Genomic DNA, 26607 nt, shown 5'->3' with positions numbered 1-26607 from the left:
GGCCCGGGAACAAGAACGACGGCGCCCACGTGGAGCAAAAGAACTGGGCCCGGGTCCGCGAGCTCGTGGGCTACTACCGGTACGACACCGCCGCGGAGCTGGAGAAACTCAACGCCATCTGGGAATTGGACGCGGTCTTCACGAACTACCTGCTGCCTCAGCAGAAACTGGTCTCGAAGGAACGACACGGCGCGAAGGTGGTCAAGAAACACGACGCCGCGCTCACTCCGCACCAGCGCGCTGCCAGCCACCCCGAGATCCGCAAACGCCCCGTGATCGCCATGAACGCCCAGTTCAAGCGCCTCAAACCCGCTGCCCTGTCCCGGCAGATCCTGGCGCTCACCGGCCAGCTCGAGACCCTGGCACAAGCCAAAGCCGCACCACGGGACTACAAGGTCAACACCTGGTTCAACCCGTCCCTGAACCGGACCTTTTCACATGAGGCAACGACTCACCATTCCCGGACCTATTGACATGAGGCAACAGGGACCTAAATTCTGGAGCAGCCCAGTACTAGCCGGCGATGCCGTACAGGCGGTCGCCGGCATCGCCGAGCCCCGGAACAATGTAGGACTTCTCGTCGAGCCGTTCGTCAATGGACGCCAGCACGATTGTCACGTTGGCCTCGGCAAGTTCCTCTTCGAGCTTGGCCAGGCCTTCCGGTGCGGCCAGGAGGCAAATGCACGTGACGTCGGAGGCGCCGCGCTTGAACAGGAACTTGATGGCCTCGCGCAGGGTTCCGCCGGTGGCAAGCATGGGATCCAGCACAAAGATCTGCCGGTCCGTCAGGTCTTCCGGGAGCCGCTCCGCATAAGTGATGATGTCCAGTGTTTCCTCATCGCGGGCCATGCCCAGGAAGCCCACCTCAGCGGTGGGGACAAGCTTGGTCATGCCCTCAAGCATGCCGAGCCCGGCGCGCAGAATTGGAACCACCAGCGGCGTGGGCTTGGTGAACGCGGTGCCCACAGTAGTGCTGACCGGAGTCTCGATAGTGACCGGCTGGGTGCGGACTTCGCGGGTGGCTTCGTAGGCCAGGAGGGTCACCAGCTCTTCCGTCAGCTGCCGGAAGACGGGCGACGGAGTGTTCTTGTCCCGCAGGACGGTGAGCTTATGGGCGACCAGCGGGTGGTCCACAACGAGAGTGCGCATGGGTCAAAACTATCACCCAGGCGGGCAGCCTCCGGCCGGGAATCAGCTCGCCTGTTCGTCCCGGATGGCGGGGTGCTCGAACGTTGGTGCCGGACCGGCGTGCTCGCGTTTCCGGAGGACATGGAACAGCCGATGCGCCAGGATCACTATCCCCACCCACGCCAGCCCGAGGAACCAGCCGGCCATAACGTCCGTCAGCCAGTGGTGGCCCAGGAAAACGCGGCTCAGGCCCATGGCAATGATGAAGACCACCCCGGCAGCGATCGCGGTGATGCGCGCCCAGGTAATGTCGAACTGCAGGCACATGATGTAGACCAGCACACCAATCACGACTGTGGTGTTCAGCGTGTGGCCGCTGGGGAAGGACGGCGACGTCTCGTACGGCGGGACCGCATCAGCGTGGTCCGGGCGGGTGCGGCCAACCAAACGCTTGCCCACCGTTGTAGCCGCCGTGGAGACGGCCGCGGCACTTCCCACCAGGATGATCGGCCGCCATGTCCTGCTCAGGAAGGTCAGCCAGGCTGTCAGGAGGCTGGCCAGGATGGGCATGCCGATGCCCCCACCGATATTGGTGAACGCTGTTACAGCCGCATCAAGCCCGGGATTCCGCAGGCTCTCGGCCAACTCCAGTGCAGGCAGGTCCAAGGAAGTCAGTCCGGCGTCATCCACCACGTTGTCGTAGACCTCAGCGCCCAGCAGCGCCATGATGACCACCAACACACCACCCACCAGCATGGTGATCCACAGAGCGGCATACGGCTTAAACCATTGGCCTACACGGCCCCTGAATGTATCGACGTCCACGAACTCGAACTCCTCCTGGCGTCAGCGGGTGTCAAGGATGGATATCCCTCGAAACTATCATTGAGCCATGTCCCCCGGCGAAAAGAAACACAGCGAATGGATGGGTCTTGCCCTGGATGAGGCCCGGCGCGCGCTGGCCACCGAGGACGTGCCCATCGGCGCCGTCGTGATAGGGCCAGACGGCGCCGTGCTCGGTTCCGGACGGAACCAGCGCGAAGAGCTCGGAGACCCCACTGCGCACGCCGAGGTGGTGGCCATCCGCCAAGCGGCGGACCGGTTGCGTTCCTTGTCCAGGCTCGACGGCGGCACCGGGGACGGCTGGCGGCTGGCGGATTGCACACTTGTGGTGACTCTGGAACCGTGCGCCATGTGCGCCGGCGCGGTGGTGCTGGCCAGGATTCCCCGGGTGGTCTTCGGCGCCTGGGATGAGAAAGCCGGAGCGGCGGGTTCCGTGTTCGATGTCCTCCGCGAGCGCCGGCTCAACCACTGGGTTGAGGTGTACGGCGGCGTCAGGGAAGAGGAGTGCGGAGCGGTCCTCAGGGACTTTTTCGCAGCGCACCGCCGAGCCTAAGTAGTACCGGCGGCATCCAGGGCGTCGATTCTGTCCTGGCGCGAGGCCGGCGAGTCCAAGCTGAAGGAGCGGAAGTCGCCCAGTTCGTCCCGGATCCAGGCCTCCACCTCGGCGATGCGACGGGAGATTGCGGGCGTGGCCCCGTTAAAGAGCCAATGGGCAATCCTCGAATTCCCGGGATCGTATTGCCACAGCCCGATGATCCGGCCGCGGTCGAAAATGGGATGGTCCGGCAGGTCAGCCTGCAACGCCAACGTGGACCCCAGCACCTGCTTTCCCTTGTCCTGCTCGGCAAACAGGTCCCCCGAGTTCCTGCGGAGCAGGACCAACGAATCCGTTCCGGCCAGCAGCTGAATCTGTTCCTCCGCCGGCGCCTCGAACGACTCAAGCCGCCCGACGTCGTCGGGCATCATCCACAGCACCACGCCGTTGGCGGTGGGAACCGCCACCGCCCCGGTGGCGGCCAACGCCGCCTTGGTGTGGGCCAGGGTGAACGCAGTGAACCATTGCGACTGCTTGAGCGTGGCACCGCCAGTCCAGCCAAGATAGCGCTGCAGCAGGAGGCCGCGGGCGTCGTCGTCGTCCATGGCGGTGCGCGGCAGCCCCCACAGCGTGTAAGCGTAGCGCTGCTGATCCAGCCGGCCGTTGGCGGGGACGCGCCGGATCCGGCCGTCCGCCTGGAGGAGGCCCAACGCCGTGGGCAACGTGGTGGCGGCGCCCTTCTTTTTGCCCTCTTCGCCGAGGTTCCGGACCGAATCGCCCAGGAGATCCTTGAGCTGCTTGGGGTCCAGCGGGCTGCCGGCCTCGGCCAGGGCGTGGAGGATCTCCTCCTCCAGCAGAGTGATCTCGCCGCGCTCGACGCCCATTCTTGCCAGTACACGGAACGGCGCCACGGCGGCGTCCCGGCCGATCTGGAGGCCCCACGCAAAATCATCCTGTCCCAGGACATAGGTGCAGCCACGGGCGGTGGGCAGTTCATGGATTTTCAGGGACAGGACGTCGGCATCTGCCTGGGCGCGGCTGGTGCCGGCGCGGGCAAAGAGCGAGAGGTACGGGTTGGCTCCGCCGACGGAACGTGCCCAGCCGGCCGTGCTGAACACGTCGGCGGCATCCGCGCCCCGCAGTGTGCCGTCGAGACCCTGCTTATGCCAGGCCCATGCCCTGAGGAGCTCTGGAGTGAGTACCTGCGGATCCGGGGCATCTGGGCCCGGGGTGTCCGTGCTCAGTGTTTGTGGGAACACTGCTTGTGGGATCAACACTGTGGCGGAGCTCGGGAGCGTGGTCATGGCTTATTGTCCACCGGCGGTGCCCGCGGCGATAGGCTTCCCCTCGCCGGCGGTTTCTCCAGCAGACCCACCGAGGATTTCCAAGACGTTACGGGCGGTGGAGTCCCAGCCGGGCAGCTGTTCCCGTGCCGCCAGGGCAGCCGCACGCCAGCCGGCGCGGAGGGAATCGTCCACCAGCCACCGCCGGATCACGGAAGCGAGCACGTCCGCACGATGGTCTTCGCGTCCGCTGTCTCGAGGTCCGTCGCCTTCAGGTGCGTCGTCTCCGGGTCCGGCGAGTCCGACGGCGGCTCCTGGTACCGCATATATATGGCCATCTCGCTCGCCACCACGGCCGCCGTCCTGTTTTCCGGACTGTCTTCCGGGCTGTCCCGGGGCGAGTCTCCCGGCGAGGCCCAACGCGTCCACGGCACCGGTTCCCTCCCGCACAATGACAGGGATGCCGCGGGCCAGCGATTCCGTCACCACAAGCCCAAAGGCTTCGGCCCGTGATACCAGCAGGCTCAGGTCTGTCTGGTTCCACTCGTCCGCCAGGGCGGTCCCGGCGAGCTGGCCGGTAACACGCACCCTGTCCTCCATTCCAGAGGAGGCGATGGCTGACCGGACCTTTGCCGCATAGGCGGGATCGGCGTCGTCCGTTCCCACCAGGGACGCTGTCCAGGCGAGGTCCCCGAGCCTGGCCAGCGCTGCCACGGTCAGCAGCTGGTCCTTGTTAGGCAGCAACGCGGCCACCGCAATGATGTGGGGCGGGGCCGAACCCGGCGCCACCGGTGCAGTGTCCGTCCCGGGCAAGGCAACCCGGCTGGTGGGGAGCCCGTGCTTTTCTGCTGCCGAGGCGGCGGCGGACGAACTGGTGCAGATCACTCCGGCGGCCGCCCACAATGCCCGCCCTTCGCCGTCGGGGTGGCTGGACGACGGCATATGCTGCAAAATCCACGTGTGTTGTCCGGCGGCCGCGGCGTACTCCAGCTCGTCAGGGGCCCCGCACGCAATCAGGCCATCCACAAGGGTGACGGTTTCCGGGGTGGTGGCCGCCTGTGGTGAGTCCGCCCCTGCGTCCCAGGCGCCAAGCAGGCCGCCCAGCCGCCGTCGTTCCCTGGCGCTGGCCTCAGGCCAGGAACCCTCTACCGCCAGCGTCTCCACTGACACGCCCAACGTCCTCAGGCCTTGGGTGAGCCGCGCGTTGTAGACGTTGCCGCCGGAGTTGTGGCGGATGTTGGCCGGGACCAGGAATCTCACCAGCATGGGATCAGGCGGACAGGTCGTAGGCGTAGGTGGCCCAGGCGTCCGGGTTTTCGCGCAGGGTGACGTCGATTCCCGCGAGCTCGCGGCCGTCGTCTTCATCCTTGAGCTTGGCCGCGACGGCGTGAGCGACGTACTCGGCCAGCGCCTCGGTGGTGCTGAGCTTGCCTGCGAAGTCCGGGTGCTCGTCCAGGTTTTTGTAGTTGAGGCCGGACAGCACACCTTCAATAATGCCGCCCGCAGCCCCGATGTCCAGGACGATCGAGTCCTGGTTCAGCGCACGACGGCGGAACGTCACCTCCGCCACGAACGTCGCCCCGTGGAGGGCCTGGGCCGGGCCAAAGACCTCCCGCGGGAGGCTGTGGGCGATCATAAAGTGGCGTCGGATGGTCAGGCTGAACACTGGCTACTTCCTGTCTTTGGGGTCGGTGCGTGCGGGGCTGTCCTGCCTGGGGTTGTAGTGTCCCGGGCTGTCCGCGTTGGGGTATTCGATCACATGGCACAGGGCTTCGAGCGTGCCGTCGGCCAGGTTCTGCACCACTGCCGGAAGCTCTGCGAACGGCGAGGCGCCGGTGAGGAACGCATCGAAGACAGGGTCCTTGAGGAGCTCGACAGCCAATTCCAGGCGCTCGGCTGTGGTCCGGCGGTGCCGCCGTGCCCGGGCAACCACGCCCACCTGGCTGGCCCGGATGGAGAGCCGGCGTGCGTGAAAGTCCTCACCGAGCGGCAGCGTGACCTCGCGGTTGGCGTACCAGGACATCTCGATGATCTCCCCTTCATCGCCGGCCAGCTGCAGGCTGCGTGCGAGGCCTTCCTGGGAGGCGGAGCAGTGGAACACGATGTCGCAGTCCGGTGTGGCATCATCCGGGAGGGCGAAGTCCACGCCAAGCTTGTCCGCCAAGTGCTTGCGCTCCGGGTCAAGGTCCACTAGCTGGAGCCGGGCCAGCGGGAAAGTCCGCAGCAGTGTGGCCACCATGCCACCCACGAGACCGGCGCCGACCACGGTGACCCGGTCCCCCAGCCTCGGTCCGGCTTCCCAAAGGGCGTTGACGGCGGTTTCCACGGTGCCGGTAAGGACGGCGCGCCGGGCCGGGACGCCGTCCGGAATCCTAGTGAGGGCGTCCGTGGAAATGACGTAGCGGTCCTGATGTGGATTGAGGCAGAAGACCTTCTGGCCCGCCCAGTTTTCGGGCCCCTCCTCCACAATGCCCACCGAAAGGTACCCGAACTTCACCGGCGCCGGGAAGGTGCCCTCTTGGTGCGGCGCACGCATCTCCTCAGCCACGCGGGGCGGGACGGAGCCGGTGTGAACCACAATTTCTGTGCCCTTACTGATGCCTGAATACAGCGTGCGGACCAAAGCTTCGCCGGGCCCCGGGGCATGCAAAGCCTCGTTCCGGAGCTCGCCGTGCTTCGGGCCCGTAGTCCAGTACGCGGTTGCTTGTGCCTCTTTGCCTGAGTTAGTCATCTTGCTTATGAATCTAGTCCGCGGGGGCTCTCCGCAACACCCACCGGCGCGAGTCCATCACTTGCAGCCCTTGGAAACCGGGGCCGTAACGGTCCGTTCGCGCTGTTCATGGGCTGAGAGCCCGGTGGAGGGAGAAGCCCTGTTCTGCCCCTGCTTAGCCCGCCGCAGCCTAGGCCTGTCCCAGCCATGTCCGCGCTATAGCCCTGCCACGGCACTAACACTGCGCTCTCTGGGGTTGGCGGTCAGACAGTGCTGCAGCCAGTGAGGGAGGAGGCCCAGCTCGGCAAGGGGGCTTCGGGCATGGGTCCGTCCGGCAGCGTGTCGTCCGAGAACGGGGCATGGTCGGGCGGTTCCTTGTCGGGCAGCTCACTGTCGAGCGGTTCCTTGTCGGGCAGCTCATTGTCGAGCGGTTCGTTGTCGGGCAGTTCCTTGTCGGGCAGTTCCTTGTCGTGCAGTTGAAATTCGGTACTGCCAACGTCGGGAAAGGGATCGCTCTCCACGGGTCCGTCCTGCGTTTCGGCTTCGGCCACTCCCGGATCTGCCAGCTCTGACCATTGGCCCGGCTGTTGTTGTGGCCAGGTGGGTGGTTCCCAGTCGGGGTGTTCGCTGGTGTAGCGGCGTCCGGTGGGTGATATCCAGCCGGGTGGTTCATTCTTGGTGGCGGTGGTGGGCTTCCAACCGGTGGTGTGTCTGAGTCTGTGGTGTTTGTGGCAGGGCTGGCCGAGGTTGCTGATTCCGGTAGTGCCGCCGTGGGCCCAGGCGAGGAGGTGGTCTGCTTCGTTGTCCAGGGAGTGGTTGCTGCAGCCCGGAAACGGGCATTTCCCGTCCCGCAGCCGGAGCCATTGGCGTTGGGCTTTGGTTAGCCGGTAGCTGGTCCGCCCGATCTCCAGTGGTGCACCGTCGCGGGGGTCGATCAGGACGCGGTGGAACGATTCGGCGCCGTCGGCGACGAGACGGCGGGCCATGGAGGGCGGGATCGGGCCGTAGCCGTCGAGCATGGCGGGTTCATCGGTCAGGCCCAGCAGTGCGAACACCGGCACGGTCACGAGGACTTGGGCCCGTGGCGAGGGAATACCGTTGCCTATTTCCCCAGCGGGGTCCCCGGTATTGCCCAGGAGCCAGGTGGCAACGGTGTCGGCGCGGAGCTGGCTGAGGTTCCGGTCCTCGCCCGGTCCTTGGAGGGCTCGGGCGGCGGTGGTGGTGCGGTCCCAGATCCCCGCCGCCTGATCGGCGGGGAGGTACGCGGAAAGCCAGGCCATGCCGTCGCGGTCCGGGGCGTACTCCACCCGCCGATCCTGGACACCGCGTGCGTGGCGTTTTTCGATGCTGACCGGATGGTGGCGTTCCCGCCAGGTCCGGGCCTTGCGCCGGAACCTCCCGGGGATGAGCTCACCCGCCGGGCCACGTGCCGGATTCACGACCTCGGGGTCCAGGAAATGCGCCTCCAGCGCCTGCGCCCCGGCGGGGTCCAGGTTCATGGCTTCGTCGACCATGATCCTCGCGTGCTGCCACGAAATCGTCCCGACCTGCAACGCGGACAACGTCAGCGGCAGAGCCGTCGTCAGGACGTGCGATTCGCCGAGCAGCGCGCCCGCGGAGCGTTCACTGACCGTCATGGCACAGGCAACCTCGGCGACCACGGCCATCTCCTGACCCCTATGGTCCTGCGGCGACTCCGCAGGGCCCGCCAGAGCCTCGGCAGCAGCGCTGTAACCGGCAGCCAGCCAGACCTTCAGGGCGGCACTTTTCGCGTCCAACCGTGAGATCGCAGCCAGCCCGTCCAGGAAATCATCCGCCACCCGCCGCAGCGGATCAGCACCCGAACCATTGCAGCCCGACCCGCCACGAAGCCGCGCAGCAAGCTCAGCGAAAGACGCCGAAAGGGCCTCCGCCGTCGCCACAGCCGCTCTGCTATCCATACTCAAATCATCCCGTGAGGGTCTGACAATAACGGCGAGGCTGAACGGCTATGTGGATAACCCTGCGGCCTCGTTGGCCTTCATGGCAGGAATTTGGGAAAAGAACCGCACCAGGAGGGGGCCGGATGCGCCGTTTTGTGGATGGGCGGTATGCTCCGGTAACCTATTCAGGTTGGTGACGTGTCCGAGCGGCCGAAGGTGCAACACTCGAAATGTTGTTTGGTGTCAAAGCCAACGTGGGTTCAAATCCCACCGTCACCGCGAATGAGAAAGGCTCCACTTCCCTACCAAACAAAGGGAAGTGGAGCCTTTCGCTTGTCTGGAACGTACTCGTTGGCAATGGATTTTGGCAAAACCTGCCTACGGATACCTCGCCCAGCCACAACTTTGCGTTTCAGTCCCAGGGCCTGTGTGCGCATAGCTTCATCATCGCCTGTCAGTGAATCCTTGAACCAGAGCAACTTTCTTACCTGTCGTTTCCGAGTTGCTGGTTGAGCGTACATGCTCGACGGAAACCCACCGGCTTGGCATCAGGCGCTGCGATGCTGTTACGCAAAGGCACAACGGGTGGGTATCAAGTGTGGATAACTAGCGACGTAGATTTGCCCTAGGCCGTGCTTGAAGGTCCTAGCCTTCAGCGCTGGCCGGGGCGAAGGCACTTCAGCTCCGGCTGGCCGGCGATGTGCGGTCAGAGGCTCGTGATTGGTGAGGGTGGCGAGGTGTGCGGTGGGTGTACTCACCTCTTTTCCCATCTGTACGGCGCCGTGAACCCGTCGTCTAGGATCTGACCCGCTATTACCCACTGCGCCCAGACGAGCAGCAGGACCATCGACGTGCCCAAGATGTATAGCGCGACCCGCGACCCCTTCCTCATGTGATGGTCATCGGGTTTCCGTCTTCTCCGCCCCCTCGGTCCCAGGAACAGTATGCCTATCAAGGGGAGTGCCAATGTGATCTGCATCGGGTAGTACCCGCCATACTTGCCGGGATCAGGGTGGAAAGTGTTCCACGGGACATTCAGGAACACGAAGATCGCGCTCCCGGCACAGGTTACCAATGCAGATATGCAGAGAATATCTAAGTACCTGCACGCCCTTCTACCCAGTCGGAGATCCTCCTCCGTGAACCCTGCCGGCACCACCTCACTCTGTTCGGTCATGCTGCTATCGCTCCCTGCTGGATGGTTGCTCACAGTTTGATACTCATTGCGGAGGATTCGGGATTATTGCCGGCTCGACGCGGAACGCTACGGGTTGCGCAGGATCCAGGACCGCCCACGACGCAGCGCGACAGCCAGATTAGTGATGGCGTGATGCGACTCGGCGGTCCCGACGTCGGAGAAGGATCCCGCCCCGCCGTACAACGCGAGTGCACTAGTGGCTGCCTCGCGGAGGCCTCGGGCATCCGTGACATTGACGAACAGCCCGTCCAGCCAGTCAGCAGTCATTTTCCGCGATTCGTCGTGTTCTGCGCGGGCCACGGCGCGGACCTCAGCAACCGCGGACAGGATTTCCTCCCGGACAGGTTCAAGGGTCCTTCGATCGCTACTCACGAGCCGCTCCTATGGTCGGTTTTTCAAGTCCTTGGGCCGCCTTTTGCTTCGCCCGGGGCCTACGTTTGCGCCGCCAACGCCGGCTTGGACCGTTGAACGGCGGCCGCGGCTCGCCGAAACGGGGACCGGCCCAGTACCGTCCGCCTATCAAAATGCCGGCGAGGGCACCGTAAGCCCACGCATGCGGGAGGGCCATCTGGTCCGTGGCGCCGCTCACGAACGCCAAGGTAAACCACACAACGGGTAGGCCAATGATGAGGAGGCCGTTCCTGACCTGCAGCGGCGGTGGGAAGCGGAAGAGGGTCCAGCCCGCGATGACAGCGACGGCGAGAACGGCAGCAGCAGGCACCGTCGGTGACAGGAGGACGAGCTGGACTGTACCGATTCCGAGCAGGACAAGCGCACACACACCGTTGACTAGTGCGAGGCGCCACCCGCCGGAGAACTTGCCTGCGGCGTCAGGCCGGCGAGGGCGGGTTTGCGTGCGCGCTGACCCGGCACCCGGTCCCAACCAGACGTATCCGCCGGCGATTCCGCCGACCAGGAACCCTATGAACCAGGGCCCCGCCGCTGGTATGCCCAGGGCACCCTCGACGTCGAGCGAGATCAACGTCCAGTAATTCAGCTGGAAAGTCCAGAGCATCACCGTGAACGCCCGGAATGATTGTGAGACGACGCGAACCACGAGAAATGCGTAGACCACCCCTACCGCCAGAAACACTGACGCCTCAAGGAGACGGTCGCCAGCGAACCACACGAACGCCGCCAGCATCAGGGCGATCATCCCGGCGTAGAGGACCCGCACGTCCCACTGGTCAATTTTCTTCAGCACAGCAAATACCCCCATGGATACAAGGGTAGGGCAGGGCCAGCCGCAGCCAAGATCGCCTCGACGCGGACGCGGTCCCCCTGAATGTGCAACTATCTCTCCATGCCCGAAACCGCAGATCAGCCCGTCGCCGTTCGCGCGACGGCTTTTATCCGACCCTCAACGTGGCTGCACCGCCCGGTGCGCCTGGTCCGCCACGACGCCTACTGGGCGGATGGTCGCGTGGACTTCGGCGTGAGCCTTTCGAAGGTAATGTACCGGGGATTCCCGGCGGACTTCGCTGCCATAGATGAGAGCGTGCACGCCAACTGCCCGGAAGTAGGGACCGGCAGGTGGGTGAACGAATTCGGCCAGGTCGTCGCGGGACCCACTCAGATTGATCCGAACCCGCCCGGAAACCGTGGAGGAGAGCGGCGGAAGTACGGGGTCTCGAGATACGAGTCGAATCCGAAGGCGGACCGCGCGTGGCGTCTCGGCCGCGGAGTAGCCGGCCTCGGCCTCGGCGCCTTTCTCGCCACCGGACCGATAAGTGACGGGATCGCCGGTTTCGTGGGAGTTATTTTCTGCGTCGTCGGCCTGGCATCGCTCGCCGGTCTGATCCCAGGTAAATACCGGTGGTGGTGACTCGCACTTCTACGGTTACGCCTTCCGAGTCCTACACGAAAGCAAACCAAAAATGTCGACAGCGCAGATCCTAAACATCGCCATCACGGTATTCACGACCATGTCCATTGCCGCGGTTGCCTGGTGGGCACGGAAGCACCCCAACCGGTCCAAGGAGTATCCCGAACAGGTCCGTATGCCCAATGTGCTGTTGATCCTCGGCTGGATCTGCGTGTGTGTGGGGCTCCTCATGGGTCTGGTGGCCTTCAGCTCTGACGATGCTCGCGATCCCATCGCGTTCCGTATTGCTTCGGTGGCGATTCTCCTGGGCGGGATGGCATTCGTCGCGATGTACCGCAACTTCTACGTGGCTCCGCGTACATATGAGGTGGCCTTCCGTAGCGTACTCGGTAAGGAACACCTGCTTGCCTACAGCGACATCGCGCACTACAACGTGGGGACGTTGAAAGGCCAGCAGTTCCTGACGGTGAGGTCCATTCACGGCGTCAAGCTCAGCCTGAACATGAGTGCTTACGACATGACGCCGTTGTTGGGGGCCATTGATTTCCGCGAGGTCACGGGCCGTTGGCCTGTGCGCCCCGAAGTCACCACAAAGGACATCTAGCGCAGCGGTGCACCGCCGCCAACGGGAAAGGCCCTACCTTCCTTGTAAAAAGGAAGATAGGGCCTTTGGGAAGTCCCAGTGCGCTGCGGAACGTTAGTGCTCGGTGCCTGCCGCAGCAGCTTTCTTGGCGCTCTTCTCGGCATCCTTCTCGGCGCGCAGCGCCTCCGCGTCGTGCTGCTCCTCTGCTTTTTCCTGGTGGATGACCTCTGCCAGGAGCTTCTCCATCTCCTTGGCCACGCCGGCGGCTGAGGCCGGGTTCTGGCCAGTCACCAGCCGCTCGTCGACCACCACCATTTCCTCAAAGACACCAGCGGAGACATGGGTGGCTCCCTGTTCCTCAAGCCGGTCTGCCAGAAAGAACGGGATGACTTTGTCCTTTCCTGCGGCAACCTCCTCGTCGTTGGTGAAGGCGGCCACCTTCCTGCCCTCGACCAGGCGAAAGCCGTTGGCCAACTCGACGTTCAGCAGCCCTGCCGGCCCGTGACAGACTGCGCCCACCACGCCGCCGGCGTTGTAGACGCTGGCTACAAGGTTCTGCAGGCCTTCGCTGTCCGGGAAGTCCCACATGGTGCCATGGCCTCCCACGAGGAAGACAGCGTCGTACTGGTCGGGATCAACGACGTCGACGCGGGCAGTGTTGTAGAGACCGGCACGCGTTGTCTCGTCCTCCGTGAAGGCCACCTGGATGGGATCTTTTGAGTCCACCTCGTCGCGCGGGGGCTGGCCGCCCTGGATGGAGGCAAAGTCGACGAAATGCCCGGAATCCTTGAAGACTTTCCAGGGATGTGCGGCCTCGGCCACGTTGTAACCGGTCTTCTCTCCGGTATCGCCGATCTCGGAAATGCTGGTCAGTACCATGAGGATTTTCTTCATGAAGTGCTCCTTCCGTCTAGCTTCCACCCTACGCCCAGCCCAATTCGGGCCCTCCCCGACTTAGAAGGCAAGGGCCTTCCTGTACCCGAGGGACAGCTCCTCCGTCAGAGCTTGTCCGTCCGGTCATCGCCCTTGTGCCCGCCGCGCAGGTTTTCCTGGACCTTGCCGAAGAGGTCCTTGATGGTGGACTCGGTATTGGTAAGCATGTCCGGCTGTAGGTAGACGTGCTGAGTGCTCGGGAGGCTGTAGCTGGACTGCAGACCGCCACTTCCTTCGACACCCTGCAGGGCAATGGTGACGCCGCCTTCCTTGCGCGCAATGGCTGCGATTTTTCCAAATACCAGCGTGAATTCGTCCGGCTCAAAACTGACCGTCTGACCCACATGGGTCCTGTTGAGTTCGCTGGCCGGCGTGGCTTTTTCGTTGCCAGTTCCTGAGTAGTTCATCATGTGCTCCCTGAGGTGGTTGGCGAGTTACGCCAGCAGTCTAGCCCCACCCCAATGTCGTGGTACATGGCCCTACTGGATGCCTGCACAAACAGGTGCGGCAAGCGTGGTCACATCCTCCATTGAGTAGAGCAGGCTCCTTCGGGTTGGATGAATTGGACCGGCACACCTGACCGGCACCCGATCATTAAGGAAGAACCGTGACTTCGACGACGAATCGCGCTATTCGGCGACCGCAGGCTCTTCCAGGTCAACGACCAGGTCTGCGAAGGCCTGGAACTCCCTTGGAACCAGCCGTGGCCGATCCCTGCCCCGACGACTGCCACTACTGCTCAGGCCCGGAAACAGACTGACTCCCCGGCCACAGGTTGGGCAGCGGACGCCAGCCCTGCGAGACTAGGTTCTGAAGCCAAAACCGACCTTTCAGGAGCCGCCGCATGACGCCCGAGCACCGCACCTCCGCCCAGCCAAACCGCGTCACCGAACTGTTCGGCACGGACGTTCCCGTGGTGCTGGGCCCGTTCGGCGGCGTCTCGTCCGTGGAGCTGACAGCAGCCGTAAGCGACGGCGGCGGGCTGGGTTCCTACGGCCTCTACGGTTACGGCGCCGACGCCATCCGGAACACTGCGGCTGAGCTGAGGAAGGCAACGGCGAAGCCGTTCGCCCTCAACCTCTGGATTCCCACCGGTGACGAAACCACGTCACTCCCCCAGGCGGTTTTCGACGAGTACCTCGACACCCTGAAACCCTACTTCGATGAACTGGGCCTTCCACTTCCGCCCATGCCGGACCGCTACCTGGCCGACTACGAAGAGCAGGTGGAGGCAACCCTGGCGGCGGGTCCCGCCGTCGTCAGCTTTGTGTTCGGAGTGCCCGCACCTGACCTGGTTGACGCGGCGCACCGGAGTGGAATGGTGGTGGTGGGCACCGCCACCACCGTCGCGGAAGCCATCGCCCTGGAAGCCGGCGGCGTGGATGCCGTGGTTGCCAGCGGCATGGAAGCCGGCGGCCACCGCGTCTCGTTCCTGAAGCCCGCGGAGGAGTCCCTGATAGGAACTTTTGCACTGGTTCCGCAGGTGGTTGACGCCGTCCGCATTCCGGTGATCGCCGCCGGGGGCGTTGCGGACCGTCGCGGATACGCCGCCGCACGGGCCCTCGGCGCCGACGCGGTCCAGGTGGGCTCGGCGTTCCTGGCCACCCGCGAATCTGCGGCCGTTCCGGCATACCGGGCCGTCCTCCACAGCCCCGCCGCGGGGGAAACAGTGCTGACAAGGGCCTTCAGCGGACGGCTTGCCCGCGGCATCCCCAACCGAATCATCGCGGAACTGTCAGCGCGAAGAATAGCCCCGTTCCCCGCCCAGAACTGGCTCACCGGCCGCTTCCGGCCGGAGGCAGCTGCCCAGGGAAACACCGAACTTATGTCCCTTTGGGCGGGGCAGGCCACACCGCTGATCCGGCATGACTCGGCCGCGGACGTCCTCGCCGAACTGCTCGCCGGCAGCCCGGTTTTGTAAGCTCGATACATCCGCGGTTATCCCAGGCCTCGAACCTGGCGAGCGCCCGTTGACACCGGAGGCAATCCTTGACCAAAAAGACCGGCAAATCCAAGCGCAGCAACAAGGACCGGCGGCACCTCAAGGCCGTACCTTCGGCCCCTAAGATGCCCCTGCAGCTGGTCCTGAACCATCGGGTGATTGATTCGATGGCTCTTGACTTCATTCAATGGCATGCGACGGAAGACCCTGATCCTGCCGATGCCTACGAGTGCCTTGAGCTGGTCAAACTCTTCCTCACGTCGCAGCACGCCATCAACGGTTCGAGCTCGGCCACAGCAATCGACAGTGAAAGCCTGGAGCAGGCGGCCGGAGCAATTGCGGCGTCGTTGGACCCCGACGACATGGATGAGGCCTTCGACGACATCTACTTCGCCCTTCACTCGTACATCCATTTCCTGAACGGAACCGGCCGCTGGACCGGCACGGACGCCGCGTACGAGGAACTCCATTCAGCGTTGGGAAACGGCATCGCCGCGGCAGTCCCGCAACTGCCGGCTATCCAGGTACCTGACCTCAGTGACGACCACCAGGAGGCTGCGTTCAATGCCATGCCGCTGATCCAGCGTGCATCGTCGCTCCTGGAGTGGATCGGAACCGGCCGTGAAATCACCAGCACGGGTGCCCTGCGTCTGAAGGACATCGAGCCGGCAGCCGCAGCCGTAGGAGTCCAGGCCCGTGGAAAGCGCGGCGCGAGTGGGGCCGCGCCACTTTTCGATCTGGAAACTGCCAAGAGCCAGCCCGGAACGCTGCTGGAAGTCGGCACCATGCACGACGTACCGGTGCTTCGAGATATCTGGTCAGCCTTGGTAGGGGCAAACCTGATCACGCTGAGATCCACCAAAGCCATTCCCGGCCCGGAAGTGGCCGCCTGGAACAGCACTAGGATCGAAGAACGGCTGGACATCCGCCGGATGCTTTCGGTGGTCCTTCTGGTCGGTGTGATCACCGACGAGGACGAGGAGTGGGACCAGGAAGCTGTTGCCGGGACACTGCTGGCCGTCCTCACCTATGGCACCACCGATGAACCGATGCTCGTGGCCGAACTCGAACGGATGGCGTCGCCGGACCTTGAGGGCGCCTTGCACCAGGACATGGACCTCGAGGACACCGAGCTCAAGGACACAGCACTTGAGGAGATCTATGCGTCGTTCGCGGCCCTGCAGGCGCAGCAGAAGCTGACCCTGCTCGCCGAGATGGGACTGGTGGAGGCCGCGACTTCCTACCGCGTTCCCCCGGTGGCCATCCAGTGTCTCGAGATGGCAATGGGTTTCTTCAACCTGGCAGACGAGCCATCCGACGCCGCAGAGTTCCCGTCCAACGTGATCCCGCTGCACGGCCCGTCACACACCGGTGGCCCGCCCAAAGGCCGGTAGAATCTGAACGTTGCTGAAGAGGCACCGTAACAAGGCGACTGAACACCGTCATCGGCGACCGAAATAAGGAGGATCCGTGCGCACCAACCACGCCCGGCCACCCTTCCATTTCCTTCGCACCGCGTCCCTCTCCACGGGAGTCCTGACTCTTGCCGCCGGCGCCCACGTGGCCGGCGGTGGCGACCTTCCCGCCCCAGGCATCCTGCTGGCCGTGCTCGCCATGACAGTGCTGGCGGCCACCACCGCCACGAGGCTGCGGCTCAATTTTCCAGCCATGCTCAGCGTTCTCGGGGCAGGACAGTTCATCCTGCACGAAGCCTTCACGGCCTTCAGTTCATCGGGCACGGCTGGGAGCGGTGCTGCCTCAGGGCTCCATAGCGCCCACCTCGCGGGCGCCGCTGCACCCGTCATCACGACCGCCGGACACGTCCACGATTCCGGATCAGCGGGCATCCTGATGCTCCTGACCCACGCACTCGCCACCGGCGCCTGCGCCCTCCTGCTTGCCAAGGGCGAAGCCGCGCTGTGGGCACTGGCCGCGTGGCTGAGGCCGCTTGTCCGGCTCCCCGAAGCAGTAACGCCCGACGCCGGCACGCCGCGGGCGGTTCCCGGCCCACCGGCGGTTCTCCCCCTCCGCCCCTGGCGAAACCTCAGGCAACACAGCCGACGCGGCCCGCCTTCCGCCGTCGTACTTTCCTGACTCCGCCCGCACCGCAATTTCGCAGGCCGCGGGCCCACCCCGTACTCCCGCACGCCCCCAACCGGCGTGCGTTCGAAAGGCAACCCCATGACCACCTCATTCCTTCGCCGTACCCTCACCGCCGCAGCAGCCACGGGCGGCGCAGCCGTCCTGATCCTGACCGGAGCAGCTGGCGCGTCGGCCCACGTCGGCGTCACCCCGAACAAAACCGACGCCAATTCCTATGCCCTGCTCACGTTCGGCATCCCGCACGGCTGCGACGAGTCCGGCACCACCAAAGTGGCCATCACCCTGCCGGCCGAACTCAACGACGCCCAGCCCACGGTTAACCCCAACTGGACCGTGGAAAAGGTGACCGAACAGCTTGCCGTGCCGAAGAAACTGGCCGACGGCACGTCCATCACCAAGCGGACCAGCCAGATTGTGTACACGGCCAAGGCTCCGCTGGAGCACGAGCTGCGCGATGCCCTGGTGCTGTCGGTCAAGCTGCCCGACGCGGCCGGCTCCACGCTCTACTTCCCCACGCTGCAGTCGTGCGAAACCGGGCAGACTGACTGGTCGGAGATCGCCAAGGACGGCCAGGACCCGCATTCCCTGAAGGCGCCGGCACCGTCCATCACCATCACCGAGGCGGCCAGCGCGGACGGCCACGGGGCCGCTGCTTCGACGGGGCACACCACCGAGCAGGCATCTGCAGTGACCGACAGCGGTGCGGACGCCCGCAGCTGGGCGGGGCTTGCTGCCGGTCTCGGCGGACTCGCCCTTGGTGGGGCGGCTTTCGCGCGCAGCAGCTCAAAGCGCCGGCAGGAATCCGCCACGTAACATCCCGGGATTTGATGCCCGGATGATCACGATCCGGGCATCAAATCGTCCCGTCTGCCCGTGGCATCGTTGACTCCCGTCACAGCAGCAACAAAGGTGGAGCCATGACGTCTCAGCGCATTTCACAAGGGTTTGTTATTACGACGGCGGTCGCGGCAGCGGCGCTGATGCTCACCGCCTGCGGACCCAGCCAGCCGCAGACGCAGACGCAGGGGACAACGACGCCCGGCAGCAACTCCGCCAGCCCGTCCACCACGCCGGCGTCTCCGGACTCGTCCCCCTCGCCGTCGTCGTCCGCCACCACTCCGGCCGGTCCCGCGCTCTGCAAGGCGGCCACACTGTCGGCGGCTACCGACGCGTCCGGCGGGGGCGCCGCCGGCAGCGTCTACATGAAACTGAACCTCACGAACACGGGCACGGCGCCCTGCCTGCTCAAAGGCTTCCCGGGGGTCTCGCTGGCCGCCAACGCCGACAGTGCACCGATTGGTGCGGCCGCGACGCGCGACGAAACCACCCCCGTAGCGGACGTCTTGCTGGCGCCGGGCCAGACCGGATCCGCCGTTCTCCGCTACACCCAAGCCGCGAACTACAGCGACTGCAACCTGACGGACGCGGCCGGTTACCGCATCTACCCGCCGGAAGACACCGCATCCTTGTTCCTGCCGCAGCCCACCAGTGCGTGCAGCAACGCCAACATCACCCTCCTGAGCATCGGAGCCTTCCAGCCCGCCTGAAAATGTGGGATGGATTCGGTCCGCTGCCAGTCAGTCGACGAACTGGGTGACGTTCAGGCTGTGGACAGTGGCTGTGCCACCGATGGCATAGAGCGCGAGGTTGGTACTGGCGGCTGCCGGGAAGATCAATTCGGTCATGGTGACCTGGCCGTCCTGGGCGAAGACCTCAACGGAGCAGCGGTCTACAAAGATGGTGAGCTGGTAGTCGCCGTCGATAGCCCGGATTGGGGCGGCGTCGATGGAGGCGAAAGTTTCGTGGAAACCTGTCTGCCCGGAACCGCGCCGGTCAACAACGAGGGTGCCTTCAACGGGCCTGATGCCGATGCGGGTTCCCTGGTCGCCGTCACCGCGGACCACAAGCCCGAATTCGGTGGCGCTTCCAGGCGTCAACGTGATGTCGATGCGTTGGGCGCTCCCCGCTGCACCGTCCAGGATGTGGGTACCGTCGGCGATTTCCGTTGTGTTGAGGGTGAAGGTTCGGGCCGGGTCGGACATTGAGGCGAAGTCTCCGGCGGCCTCCTGAACCAGTCGCACTTTTCCGTCAACAGTGCGGAGGGATACTTCGCGGGCCAGCGTCATGGGGCTCCGCCAGGGCGACGTGGGGATCTGGTTCGCGTATTCCCAGTTGTTCATCCAGGCGATCATGAGGCGGCGGTTGTCGGGAGCATCGCTGAAGGAGACTGCGGCGTAGTAGTCCCGGCCCCAGTCCAGCCACTGGTACTCGCCCAGCCGGTCCGGGTCCTGGAGGCCTTCGGTCACGATGCTGGCCGAGATGAACGTGGTCCCGTCGAAGTCCCCTACGAAGTACTGTCCGGCAGAGCCGTTGTTGGGCCCACCCGGGTTGAGGTTCACGGTGAGGACCCACTGAAGGTTCTGCGGGTCGCCGTCGACGGGGAGCGGGAAGAGGTCCGGGCATTCCCACACGCCACCGGTGGCGTTGGCCGGACCGAACGTGCTCAGCAGCTCCCAGCTCTTCAGGTCCTCGGACTTGTAGAGCACCACCTGGAAGTCCGTCGCTTCCACGGCGACCATGACCCAGTAGCTGCCGGCGGCGCCGTCGTACCTGATGACCTTCGGGTCGCGGAACTCGGCGGATCCGCGGTTCAGGACAGGGTTGGCCGTGTGCTTGGTCCAGGTGTAGCCGCCGTCGCGGCTGTAGGCGAGGGACTGGGCCTGAAGCCCGGCGTGTGCGGACCCGGATTTGAAGGCGCTGGTGTAGACGGCCACCAGGGGTGGGGCCGAGTCGGTCCCGAATCCGCTGGTGTTGTCCCGGTCGAAGACGATGCTGCCGGAGAAGATGTCTTCTTCCTCATCACAGGAGATGGCCACGGCGTGTTCGGTCCAGGTTGTCAGGTCCGGGGAGGTGGCGTGTCCCCAGGACATGTTGCCCCAGACGTTATCCAGTGGGTTGTTCTGGTAAAAGAGGTGGTAGACGCCTTCGTGAAAAATCAGGCCGTTCGGGTCATTGAGCCAGGTGTTCCGGGCGGCGTAGTGCAGGGCCGGCCGGAAGGTGTCGGCCGTGGTGGCGGTCGCGGCAGTCATGAAAGTGAGGTCTCGTTTCTGTGCAAGCGTGGGGAGCTCCTGAACGGGGCTCCCTGAGGGTGGGGTGGGCCGGTTGCGCCGGCCCACCCCGGTTGTGGAGCTAGGAGTTCTTCTTGTAGCGGTCGTAGGCCTGCTGGTAGACCTCGATCATCTTCTCGACGCCGACGTTCTTGAGCTGGGAGACGTAGCCGTCCCATTCCTGCTCGATGCCGCCGGAGACAATCCATTTGGCCATGTTCTGCTTCACCAGGGAGGTGATGTCCGTCTGGATGGTGCTGATCTGTTGCAGTTCTTCGTTGGAGAGGGCCACCGGGGGGTAGCCGTCGTTGCCGGCGAAGGGCTTGTAGTTCTCGTTGACGGTTTTCTGGCGTGCGGCGGCGCGCGGTTCGGGAGCGACAACGGTGGTGAAGTTCTCGGCGGTATTGGCCTTCGGGCCACCCGGGGCGACCTTCTGGCGTCGTTCGCCCTCGCTGGTCCCGGCCGCGGCCGGGATCTGGGTCAGGAGGCCGCTGGCATCCTTTTGCAGCGTTTCACCGATGGGCCCCCAGTTGGCCTGGGCGGACTGGATGGGGTCGTAGAGGTTGTCGGCCCAGCGCATGGTTGCGGCCGGGTATTTGTTGGTCCGGGTGATGGCGAAGGCGCCGCGGGCGATCTCCTGGTTGTTGGACTGGCTGGCGATCCGCTTGCCGTTCACGCCTTCAAGGACCGGGACCAGGGAGTAGTTGTTGGCGCGGTCAGCGCCGACCATTTCAGGGACTTCCCACCAGACAAAGGAGCCGAGGTTTTCGGTGGCCGCCTTGCCCTTGGCCAGGTAGGCCTTGTCATCCTGGGAGAAGGATTCGGGGTCGATCAGGCCTTCCTGGTACCACTGGTGCAGGGTCTGGATGGCCTTTTTGTAACCGTCCTGGGTGGGGGTGAAGATGACCTTGTCGTCCTGGACGATGCGGTGGTCCATGTTGTCCGGTACTCCGCCGAGGGCGGCGATCAGGTCAACGATGTCCCCGCACCAGGAGCCCGGCATAAAGCTCAGCGGAATGGTCTTTCCGGTCCCGGAGGCGTCCTGGGTCTTGAAGGCCAGGAGTGCGTCGTGGAACTCATCGATGGTTTTCGGCATCGGGATGTTGAGCTTCTTCAGCCAGGAGGTGTTGATGGCAAGTTCGTTGGGGAACTGGACCAGGCCGAGTTCCTCGATCGACGGCAGGGAGTAGATGTGCCCGTCCGAGGAAGTGATGGCTGCCTTGATGTCGGCCCGGTCCGAGAGCAGCTTGGAGAGGTTGGGCGCGTTCTTCTCGATGAGTCCCTCAAGCGGGATGAGCGTGCCGCTGGCGGAGTAGGTGGCGATCTCGGCGTCGGTCAATCCGGTGTTGAAGAAAGCGTCGGGCAGGTCACCACTGGCGAGGATGAGGTTCTTCTTTTCCTGGAAGACCGTTTCGGGCAGGTTCTCCCAGTTGATGTGGACGTTGGTGGCCTTTTCCCATTCCTTCACCACGGTCATGGTGTTGTAGTCCGGAGCAAGTGCTGCCTTGGTGCCGGAGAACGTCAGGTCAAGTTGCTTGCTGACGATCGGGAAGCCTTTTTCCTGGAAGCCGAAGTCCGCGGAGGCGTCTTTGATTTCCGCGGTGCCTGAGCCGCCGCCGGAGCAGGCGGTGAACATCAATGTTCCGGCCAGGACGGCGCCGAGGGCGGCGTATTTACGGCTGAGTGCCATGGGTCGTTCCTATTCTGAGGTGGGTTCTTGCGATGGGTACGCTGCCGTCCGATGGCGGTTGCCCGGGCGGTCTGTGTGCGGGAGGAGCTATTTGACGGCGCCGATCATGGCGCCTTTGGTGAAGTGCTTCTGCATGAATGGCAGGGCAATCATCAGTGGCAGGCTCGAGACGACGATCATGGCGTACTTGGTGAGCTCTGCTATCCGTTGCGCGGCGGCATAGGATTCGATGTCTCCCCCGGTGGTTCCGGTGGATGAGACGTCTGACTGGATGAGGATGTTGCGCAGGACGAGCTGCAGCGGGTATTTGGAGTCGTCGTTGAGGAAGATCAGTGCGTCAAAGAACGAGTTCCACTGAGCCACGACGTGGACCATGATCATGAGCATGATCAGCGGCTTGGACAGTGGGAGCACCATCTTGAAGAAGAATTTGAAGTCGGTTGCCCCGTCCATCTGGGCGGCTTCGCGTAGCTCGTTGGGGATGGTGTGCTCGAAGAAGGACCTGGCGATGATGAGGTTCCATACGCCCACCGCTCCCGGCAGGACCACGGCCCAGACGGTGTCCAGCATGCCCAGGTCGCGGACCACCAGGTACTTGGTGATGAGTCCGCCGTCGAAAAACATGGTGATCACGAACAGGAGCATGAGGATTTTCCGGCCCGGCATGTCCTTGCGTGACAGGGCGTAGGCGCCGCAGAGGATGGTGCTGACGCTGATGGCGGTGCCGAGCACGGTGTAGATGACGGTGTTGCCCAGGCCGTTCCAGATGCGGCTGTCGGCGAAGATCCGTTCGTAGCCCTCGGTAGTCACACCGGACGGGAACAGCCAGACCTTACCTTCGTAGACGGCATTCGGGTCGCTGATGGAGGCGATGACAATGAAGTACAGCGGGTACACCACGGCCAGAATGGAGAGCAGAAGGACAGCGGTGGCGGCGATGTTGAAGGCACGGTCGCCGTATTTGTCGCGCAGGGTCTGCTTGGGCCGGACCTGGCTGAGTGGCCGGATCGGGTTCTCGGTAGTGCGGGGGTTGGTTGTCAGAGACATTTCGGCATCACCACAGGGTCGCTTGGTTGGCCCGGCGCGCGATCGTGTTGAAGACGAGCAGCAGCGCCAGGTTGAGGAGGGAGTTGAACAGGCCGATGGCGGCCGAATAGCTGAACTGCGCCTGCTGCAGGCCCGCGTGGTAGACGTAGGTCTGGATGATCTCCGAGGTCGAGATATTCAGGGGCGTCTGCATCAGCAAGGCCTTCTCGAAGCCGACGTTGAGCAGGTTGCCGATGGCCAGGATGAACAGGATGGTCACCACCGGCATGATGCCGGGCAGGTCAATGTGCCGGATGCGCTGCAGCTTGGAAGCACCGTCCACCTTGGCCGCGTCGTGGAGCGCCGGGTCAATGGCCGCCAGAGCCGCGAGGTACACGATCATGGAGAAGCCGGCGTTCTGCCATACGTCCGAGATCACGTAGATGGGGCGGAACCACTCCGCCGAACCCATAAAGAAGATCGGCTCACCGCCGCCCAGCTGGATGGCGTTGTTCACCAGCCCCGACCGCGGGGAAAGAACCACGAACATGATGCCCACCACCACCACGGTGGAGATGAACGCGGGTGAATACAGCACAGTCTGGGTGAACTTCTTGAACCTCTCGCTCTGGAGCTGGTTGACCAGCAAAGCCAGGATGATCGGAATAGGGAAGGCCAGCAACAGCCCGAGTACGGCGATCCACAAGGTGTTACCAACCACCTGGCCGAACTGGTACGAGTTCACGAACCTGATGAAGTGCGTCAGGCCCACCCAGGGGCTGTCGGTGAAACCGTCCGCCGGGTTGTAGTTCTTGAACGCGATCTGCACTCCATACATGGGCCAGTACTTGAAGACCAGGATGTAGATGATCGCGGGGGCTAGTAATACGTATAACTGCCAAGCACGGGAAATCCTCTTCAGGCGGAGCGAAAGAGAATTTTTTTGTTGCGGCAACGGCGCCGCAACAGGACGCCCGCGTCGGGCCGGGATGGTGCGGCTCATGGCATCTCCTTAGGGTGGGTCACTGAGTTCCGTTCGATCAAAGGGCAGTCCATGAGCTCGACCCGGCCATCGGGTTCCGCGTCCTGGAGGATCAGGTCAACCGCGCGCCGGCCCATGGCGACGAACGGCAATTCAAAAGTGGTCAATCCCGGGCGAAGAAACGGCGCCAGAGTCGCCTGATTATCAAATCCCACGATCGACACGTCCCCGGGGATGGAGAGACGCAGGTCCGAGACTGCCTGATAGGCACCCCAGGCGCCACGATCGTTGGCGCAGAAGATCGCGGTGGGCGGGTTCTTGGAGGTCATAAGCTCCATCGCGTACTTGTAGCCATGCTCCTCACCGCCTTGACCGAAGCGGACCAGCGACGGATCAACGTCCAGCCCCGCCTCTTCAAGTGCAGCGCAATAGCCCTCATAGCGGCCGACGGCGGCAGGAAGACCGCTCTCCAGGGTTTCGATATTGATCATCCCCACCCTGGTGTGGCCTGCCTCGAGCAATCGGCTGGTGGCCGCGTACCCGCCCTTGACCTCGTCCGGGGCGACGCTCGCGACCCGGCCGGCACGGTCCTGCGAATTCAGCACCACGGACCTGACGCCCGCCAGGGCCTCCGGAACGTCCAGCCGCCGGTGATACATGGCGGCGTAGACCACGCCGGCAACCTTGTAGGAGAGCATGGTGTCCAAGGATGCGGCCTCGAGCTGCTTATCACCACCGGTGTTTACCGAGAGCAGGAGGAGTCCGTCCTCCCACGCCCGCTGCTGCGCGCCTTCGATGATGGCGCCCGCAAAAGGAGTGGTGGCCACGGAATCGCCAATGAACCCGATCATGCCGGCTACGCCTTCGCGGAGGACTTTGGCGTGGGCGTTCGTGCGGTAGCCGAGCCGGTTCACGGCGTCCCGAACGCGCTTACGGGTATCCTCGGAGAACCGGGACCCGGAGGCTGAATTCAGCACCAGCGAAACGGTGGCCTGCGAAACGCCGGCAGCAGCAGCGACGTCGTGCATTGTCGGTCCTGACTTGGGCCGTGATCCAGCCATGATGGGCACCTCCTCGGGCCAATTGCTTTGATGGGTTATTCGTATAACTTCGTAAACTGTAGCGTGCATCACATCGGGCGTCAATAGTGTGCTGCGTCTCCCCAGGCTCTGGGCCTCAACACCAACGATAAGTACACTTAGCTTCCATGACGTCGCTCTGGTTGGACCGCGGGCAATCATTCAGCACTGACACGTTCGAGACTGACACGTTCGAAGCCGGCAACAGCTACGACACAGTGGTTGCGGGGGCCGGGCTGACGGGGCTGGTCACCGCGCTGCTGCTGGCCCGGTCCGGGCAGCGGGTCCTGGTTCTGGAGGCCCGGTTTCCCGGGGCTGTGACCACGGGAAACACCACGGCGAAAGTGAGTCTGCTGCAGGGGACCGTCCTGGCTGCCCTGGCCAGGCAGTATGCGCAGAAACAGGTTGGGGCCTATGTGGAGGCCAACCGGGAGGGGCAGTCGTGGCTGCTCCGCTATCTCGACGAACACCAGGTGCCGTATCAGCGCCGGGACGCCTACACCTACGCCACCACCGCCCAGGGGACCGAGCGGCTGCTTGAGGAACTCGGCGCCGCGACAACCGCCGGCCTGGACGTCGAGTATGTCCGCGATGCACGCCTCACCTTTCCCGTCCAAGGCGCCCTGCTGCTGCCCGATCAGGCCCAGGTCAATCCCATGGACGTCCTGGATGCCCTACTCAGGGACGTCCGGGCCCGCGGCGGGAGCGTAGTGGGCGGGACCCGGCTGCGGAATGTCTCAGGGAGCGGGCCGTTAACCGTCCACACGGACCAGGGCACGGTGACCGCAAGCAACGTTGTTCTGGCCACCGGAATCCCCGTCCTGGACCGCGGGCTCTACTTCACCAAACTCAAGCCCCTGCGCTCCTACGCCGCAGCCCTTGAACTGCCGGCAGGAGTCACCGCGCCGCCCGGAATGTACCTCTCCGCCGAGGAACCCACCCACTCGCTGCGGGACTATGAAGCGGGCGGCCGTCAGTTCCTGCTGGTGGGCGGGCACGGGCACCAGGTGGGGCGGACCGAATCGGAAAAGTCCCATCTGTCGGGTCTGCTGGATTGGGCTACCGGGCACTTCCCGGGCGCGGCAGCCACCCACACGTGGTCGGCCCAGGACTACCAGGCCACCAACCTCATGCCCTTCTTTGGCAAACTGCCGCGGGGCCGGGGCCACATCTTCTTCGGCACCGGTTACAACAAGTGGGGCATGACCAACGCGGTGGCCGCCGCCCTGGGCATCTCCGCAGACATCCTCGGCGGCAGCCTTCGCTGGGCAAACACCATCCATCACCGCGTGACGTCGCCTGGCGGGGCGCTGACCGCCGTCGCCGTCAACGCGGGAGTGGCTGCGCGGCTCGCTACTGACTGGGGAAAACTGGCGGTTGGGAATGCTGGTGGTGGCAAGCCGGTAGTTGAACCTGTCGAAACCCCGGTATCGGAAGGCTCAACCAACGGAGGTCCCCTGCCGGCCGACGACGGCGGAAGAGTCTACCGCGACGGCGCCCGGCCGGCCGCGGTTTCCACAGTGGACGGCCGCACGTGCAGGCTCTCCGCCGTCTGCACGCATCTGGGCGGCATTGTCCACTGGAACGACAGTGAACTGTCCTGGGACTGCCCGCTCCACGGATCGCGTTTTAGCGCCGACGGCAAGCTCCTGGAAGGACCCGCCACCAAGGACCTCCCCAGGCTCGAGCAGGGTTGATCCACGCTTCCAGCGGGGCCG

26 protein-coding genes, 1 tRNA gene and 1 pseudogene are annotated in these 26607 nt (G+C 64.4%); 11 read left to right on the top strand and 17 right to left on the bottom strand.

Features of this window, described 5'->3' with window-relative positions; translation table 11 throughout:
- Positions 1–473 (top strand): annotated as a pseudogene (locus ACZY1F_RS13740) (integrase); the annotation flags it as partial.
- A 40-nt stretch (positions 474–513) separates the two neighbouring features.
- Here ACZY1F_RS13740 and upp read toward each other — a convergent pair.
- Both upp and ACZY1F_RS13730 read right to left on the bottom strand, forming a co-directional pair.
- Positions 514–1149 (bottom strand): uracil phosphoribosyltransferase, encoded by a 636-nt coding sequence (upp, locus tag ACZY1F_RS13735; RefSeq protein ID WP_056342624.1) that lies wholly within the window; start codon positions 1147–1149, stop codon positions 514–516.
- Positions 1150–1191: 42 nt separating this feature from the next.
- Positions 1192–1884, bottom strand: coding sequence for a phosphatase PAP2 family protein (locus ACZY1F_RS13730; protein ID WP_463942272.1), 693 nt, complete (start codon positions 1882–1884; stop codon positions 1192–1194).
- Between the two features lie 136 nt (positions 1885–2020).
- Between ACZY1F_RS13730 and tadA the strand changes: the two genes are divergently transcribed.
- Positions 2021–2524: a tRNA adenosine(34) deaminase TadA gene (gene tadA, locus ACZY1F_RS13725; protein WP_463942228.1), complete on the top strand. Its 504-nt coding sequence runs from the start codon at positions 2021–2023 to the stop codon at positions 2522–2524.
- Here the strand turns inward: tadA and ACZY1F_RS13720 are convergent.
- The 5 genes from ACZY1F_RS13720 to ACZY1F_RS13700 form a co-directional block, all read right to left on the bottom strand.
- Positions 2521–3810 (bottom strand): DNA glycosylase AlkZ-like family protein, encoded by a 1290-nt coding sequence (locus ACZY1F_RS13720; protein ID WP_463942226.1) that lies wholly within the window; start codon positions 3808–3810, stop codon positions 2521–2523. The genes tadA and ACZY1F_RS13720 overlap by 4 nt on opposite strands.
- A 3-nt stretch (positions 3811–3813) precedes the next feature.
- Positions 3814–5055: a glycosyltransferase gene (locus ACZY1F_RS13715; protein WP_463942224.1), complete on the bottom strand. Its 1242-nt coding sequence runs from the start codon at positions 5053–5055 to the stop codon at positions 3814–3816.
- A gap of 4 nt (positions 5056–5059) precedes the next feature.
- The gene (locus ACZY1F_RS13710; RefSeq protein WP_463917702.1) at positions 5060–5455 is read right to left on the bottom strand and encodes a 6-pyruvoyl trahydropterin synthase family protein; all 396 of its coding nucleotides are present in this window, start codon (positions 5453–5455) and stop codon (positions 5060–5062) included.
- A 3-nt stretch (positions 5456–5458) separates the two neighbouring features.
- Positions 5459–6520, bottom strand: a complete 1062-nt coding sequence (locus ACZY1F_RS13705) for a zinc-dependent alcohol dehydrogenase (RefSeq protein WP_463942223.1) — start codon at positions 6518–6520, stop codon at positions 5459–5461.
- Positions 6521–6762: 242 nt separating this feature from the next.
- Positions 6763–8439, bottom strand: a complete 1677-nt coding sequence (locus ACZY1F_RS13700; protein WP_463942221.1) for an HNH endonuclease signature motif containing protein — start codon at positions 8437–8439, stop codon at positions 6763–6765.
- Positions 8440–8613: 174 nt separating this feature from the next.
- Here ACZY1F_RS13700 and ACZY1F_RS13695 point away from each other — a divergent pair.
- Positions 8614–8700 (top strand) — tRNA-Ser (locus ACZY1F_RS13695).
- Positions 8701–9175: 475 nt separating this feature from the next.
- Here the strand turns inward: ACZY1F_RS13695 and ACZY1F_RS13690 are convergent.
- The 3 genes from ACZY1F_RS13690 to ACZY1F_RS13680 form a co-directional block, all read right to left on the bottom strand.
- Positions 9176–9598 (bottom strand): hypothetical protein, encoded by a 423-nt coding sequence (locus ACZY1F_RS13690; protein ID WP_463942219.1) that lies wholly within the window; start codon positions 9596–9598, stop codon positions 9176–9178.
- Positions 9599–9685: 87 nt separating this feature from the next.
- Positions 9686–9991 (bottom strand): hypothetical protein, encoded by a 306-nt coding sequence (locus tag ACZY1F_RS13685; protein WP_463942218.1) that lies wholly within the window; start codon positions 9989–9991, stop codon positions 9686–9688.
- Entirely contained in the window at positions 9984–10838 is an 855-nt protein-coding gene (locus ACZY1F_RS13680) for a hypothetical protein (protein WP_463942216.1), read from the bottom strand. Before ACZY1F_RS13680 ends, ACZY1F_RS13685 begins: the two co-directional genes overlap by 8 nt.
- Before the next feature lie 84 nt (positions 10839–10922).
- On the opposite strand from ACZY1F_RS13680, the gene ACZY1F_RS13675 reads away from it, so the two are divergent.
- Both ACZY1F_RS13675 and ACZY1F_RS13670 read left to right on the top strand, forming a co-directional pair.
- Positions 10923–11444, top strand: coding sequence for a hypothetical protein (locus tag ACZY1F_RS13675; RefSeq protein ID WP_463942215.1), 522 nt, complete (start codon positions 10923–10925; stop codon positions 11442–11444).
- Between the two features lie 52 nt (positions 11445–11496).
- Positions 11497–12048, top strand: coding sequence for a hypothetical protein (locus tag ACZY1F_RS13670; protein WP_463942213.1), 552 nt, complete (start codon positions 11497–11499; stop codon positions 12046–12048).
- A gap of 93 nt (positions 12049–12141) precedes the next feature.
- Here ACZY1F_RS13670 and ACZY1F_RS13665 read toward each other — a convergent pair whose 3' ends face one another.
- Positions 12142–12921: a type 1 glutamine amidotransferase domain-containing protein gene (locus tag ACZY1F_RS13665; RefSeq protein ID WP_463942211.1), complete on the bottom strand. Its 780-nt coding sequence runs from the start codon at positions 12919–12921 to the stop codon at positions 12142–12144.
- 104 nt (positions 12922–13025) lie between these two features.
- Complete coding sequence (locus tag ACZY1F_RS13660; RefSeq protein WP_463942209.1) at positions 13026–13367, bottom strand: hypothetical protein; 342 nt, start codon at positions 13365–13367, stop codon at positions 13026–13028.
- 437 nt (positions 13368–13804) lie between these two features.
- Between ACZY1F_RS13660 and ACZY1F_RS13655 the strand changes: the two genes are divergently transcribed.
- The 5 genes from ACZY1F_RS13655 (at position 13805) to ACZY1F_RS13635 (ending at position 18552) form a co-directional block, all read left to right on the top strand.
- Positions 13805–14881, top strand: coding sequence for an NAD(P)H-dependent flavin oxidoreductase (locus ACZY1F_RS13655; RefSeq protein WP_463942207.1), 1077 nt, complete (start codon positions 13805–13807; stop codon positions 14879–14881).
- Between the two features lie 68 nt (positions 14882–14949).
- Positions 14950–16296, top strand: coding sequence for a hypothetical protein (locus ACZY1F_RS13650; protein ID WP_463942205.1), 1347 nt, complete (start codon positions 14950–14952; stop codon positions 16294–16296).
- A 76-nt stretch (positions 16297–16372) separates the two neighbouring features.
- The gene (locus ACZY1F_RS13645) at positions 16373–16996 is read left to right on the top strand and encodes a hypothetical protein (protein WP_463942204.1); all 624 of its coding nucleotides are present in this window, start codon (positions 16373–16375) and stop codon (positions 16994–16996) included.
- 87 nt (positions 16997–17083) lie between these two features.
- A complete protein-coding gene (locus tag ACZY1F_RS13640) occupies positions 17084–17818 on the top strand; it encodes a YcnI family copper-binding membrane protein (RefSeq protein WP_463942202.1) in 735 nt (244 codons plus the stop codon).
- Positions 17819–17922: 104 nt separating this feature from the next.
- Positions 17923–18552, top strand: coding sequence for a DUF4232 domain-containing protein (locus ACZY1F_RS13635; protein WP_463942200.1), 630 nt, complete (start codon positions 17923–17925; stop codon positions 18550–18552).
- Between the two features lie 30 nt (positions 18553–18582).
- Here ACZY1F_RS13635 and ACZY1F_RS13630 read toward each other — a convergent pair whose 3' ends face one another.
- From ACZY1F_RS13630 to ACZY1F_RS13610, 5 genes are all read right to left on the bottom strand, one after another.
- Positions 18583–20094 (bottom strand): glycoside hydrolase family 32 protein, encoded by a 1512-nt coding sequence (locus ACZY1F_RS13630; protein WP_463942199.1) that lies wholly within the window; start codon positions 20092–20094, stop codon positions 18583–18585.
- A 100-nt stretch (positions 20095–20194) separates the two neighbouring features.
- Positions 20195–21802, bottom strand: coding sequence for an ABC transporter substrate-binding protein (locus ACZY1F_RS13625; protein WP_463942197.1), 1608 nt, complete (start codon positions 21800–21802; stop codon positions 20195–20197).
- 87 nt (positions 21803–21889) lie between these two features.
- On the bottom strand, positions 21890–22849 hold the full coding sequence (locus ACZY1F_RS13620) for a carbohydrate ABC transporter permease (protein ID WP_463917731.1): 960 nt from the start codon (positions 22847–22849) through the stop codon (positions 21890–21892).
- Positions 22850–22856: 7 nt separating this feature from the next.
- Positions 22857–23831, bottom strand: a complete 975-nt coding sequence (locus ACZY1F_RS13615; RefSeq protein ID WP_463942195.1) for an ABC transporter permease — start codon at positions 23829–23831, stop codon at positions 22857–22859.
- Positions 23828–24871 (bottom strand): LacI family DNA-binding transcriptional regulator, encoded by a 1044-nt coding sequence (locus ACZY1F_RS13610; RefSeq protein ID WP_463942194.1) that lies wholly within the window; start codon positions 24869–24871, stop codon positions 23828–23830. The genes ACZY1F_RS13615 and ACZY1F_RS13610 overlap by 4 nt, the downstream gene beginning before the upstream one ends.
- Before the next feature lie 146 nt (positions 24872–25017).
- On the opposite strand from ACZY1F_RS13610, the gene ACZY1F_RS13605 reads away from it, so the two are divergent.
- Positions 25018–26586: an FAD-dependent oxidoreductase gene (locus ACZY1F_RS13605; RefSeq protein ID WP_463942193.1), complete on the top strand. Its 1569-nt coding sequence runs from the start codon at positions 25018–25020 to the stop codon at positions 26584–26586.
- The last annotated feature ends 21 nt before the right edge of the window (positions 26587–26607 follow it).

The sequence above is a fragment of the Pseudarthrobacter xylosi genome, assembly GCF_055412765.1.
The sequence above is the reverse complement of the archived record's forward strand: the minus strand, read 5'-3'. Positions and strand labels throughout refer to the sequence as shown.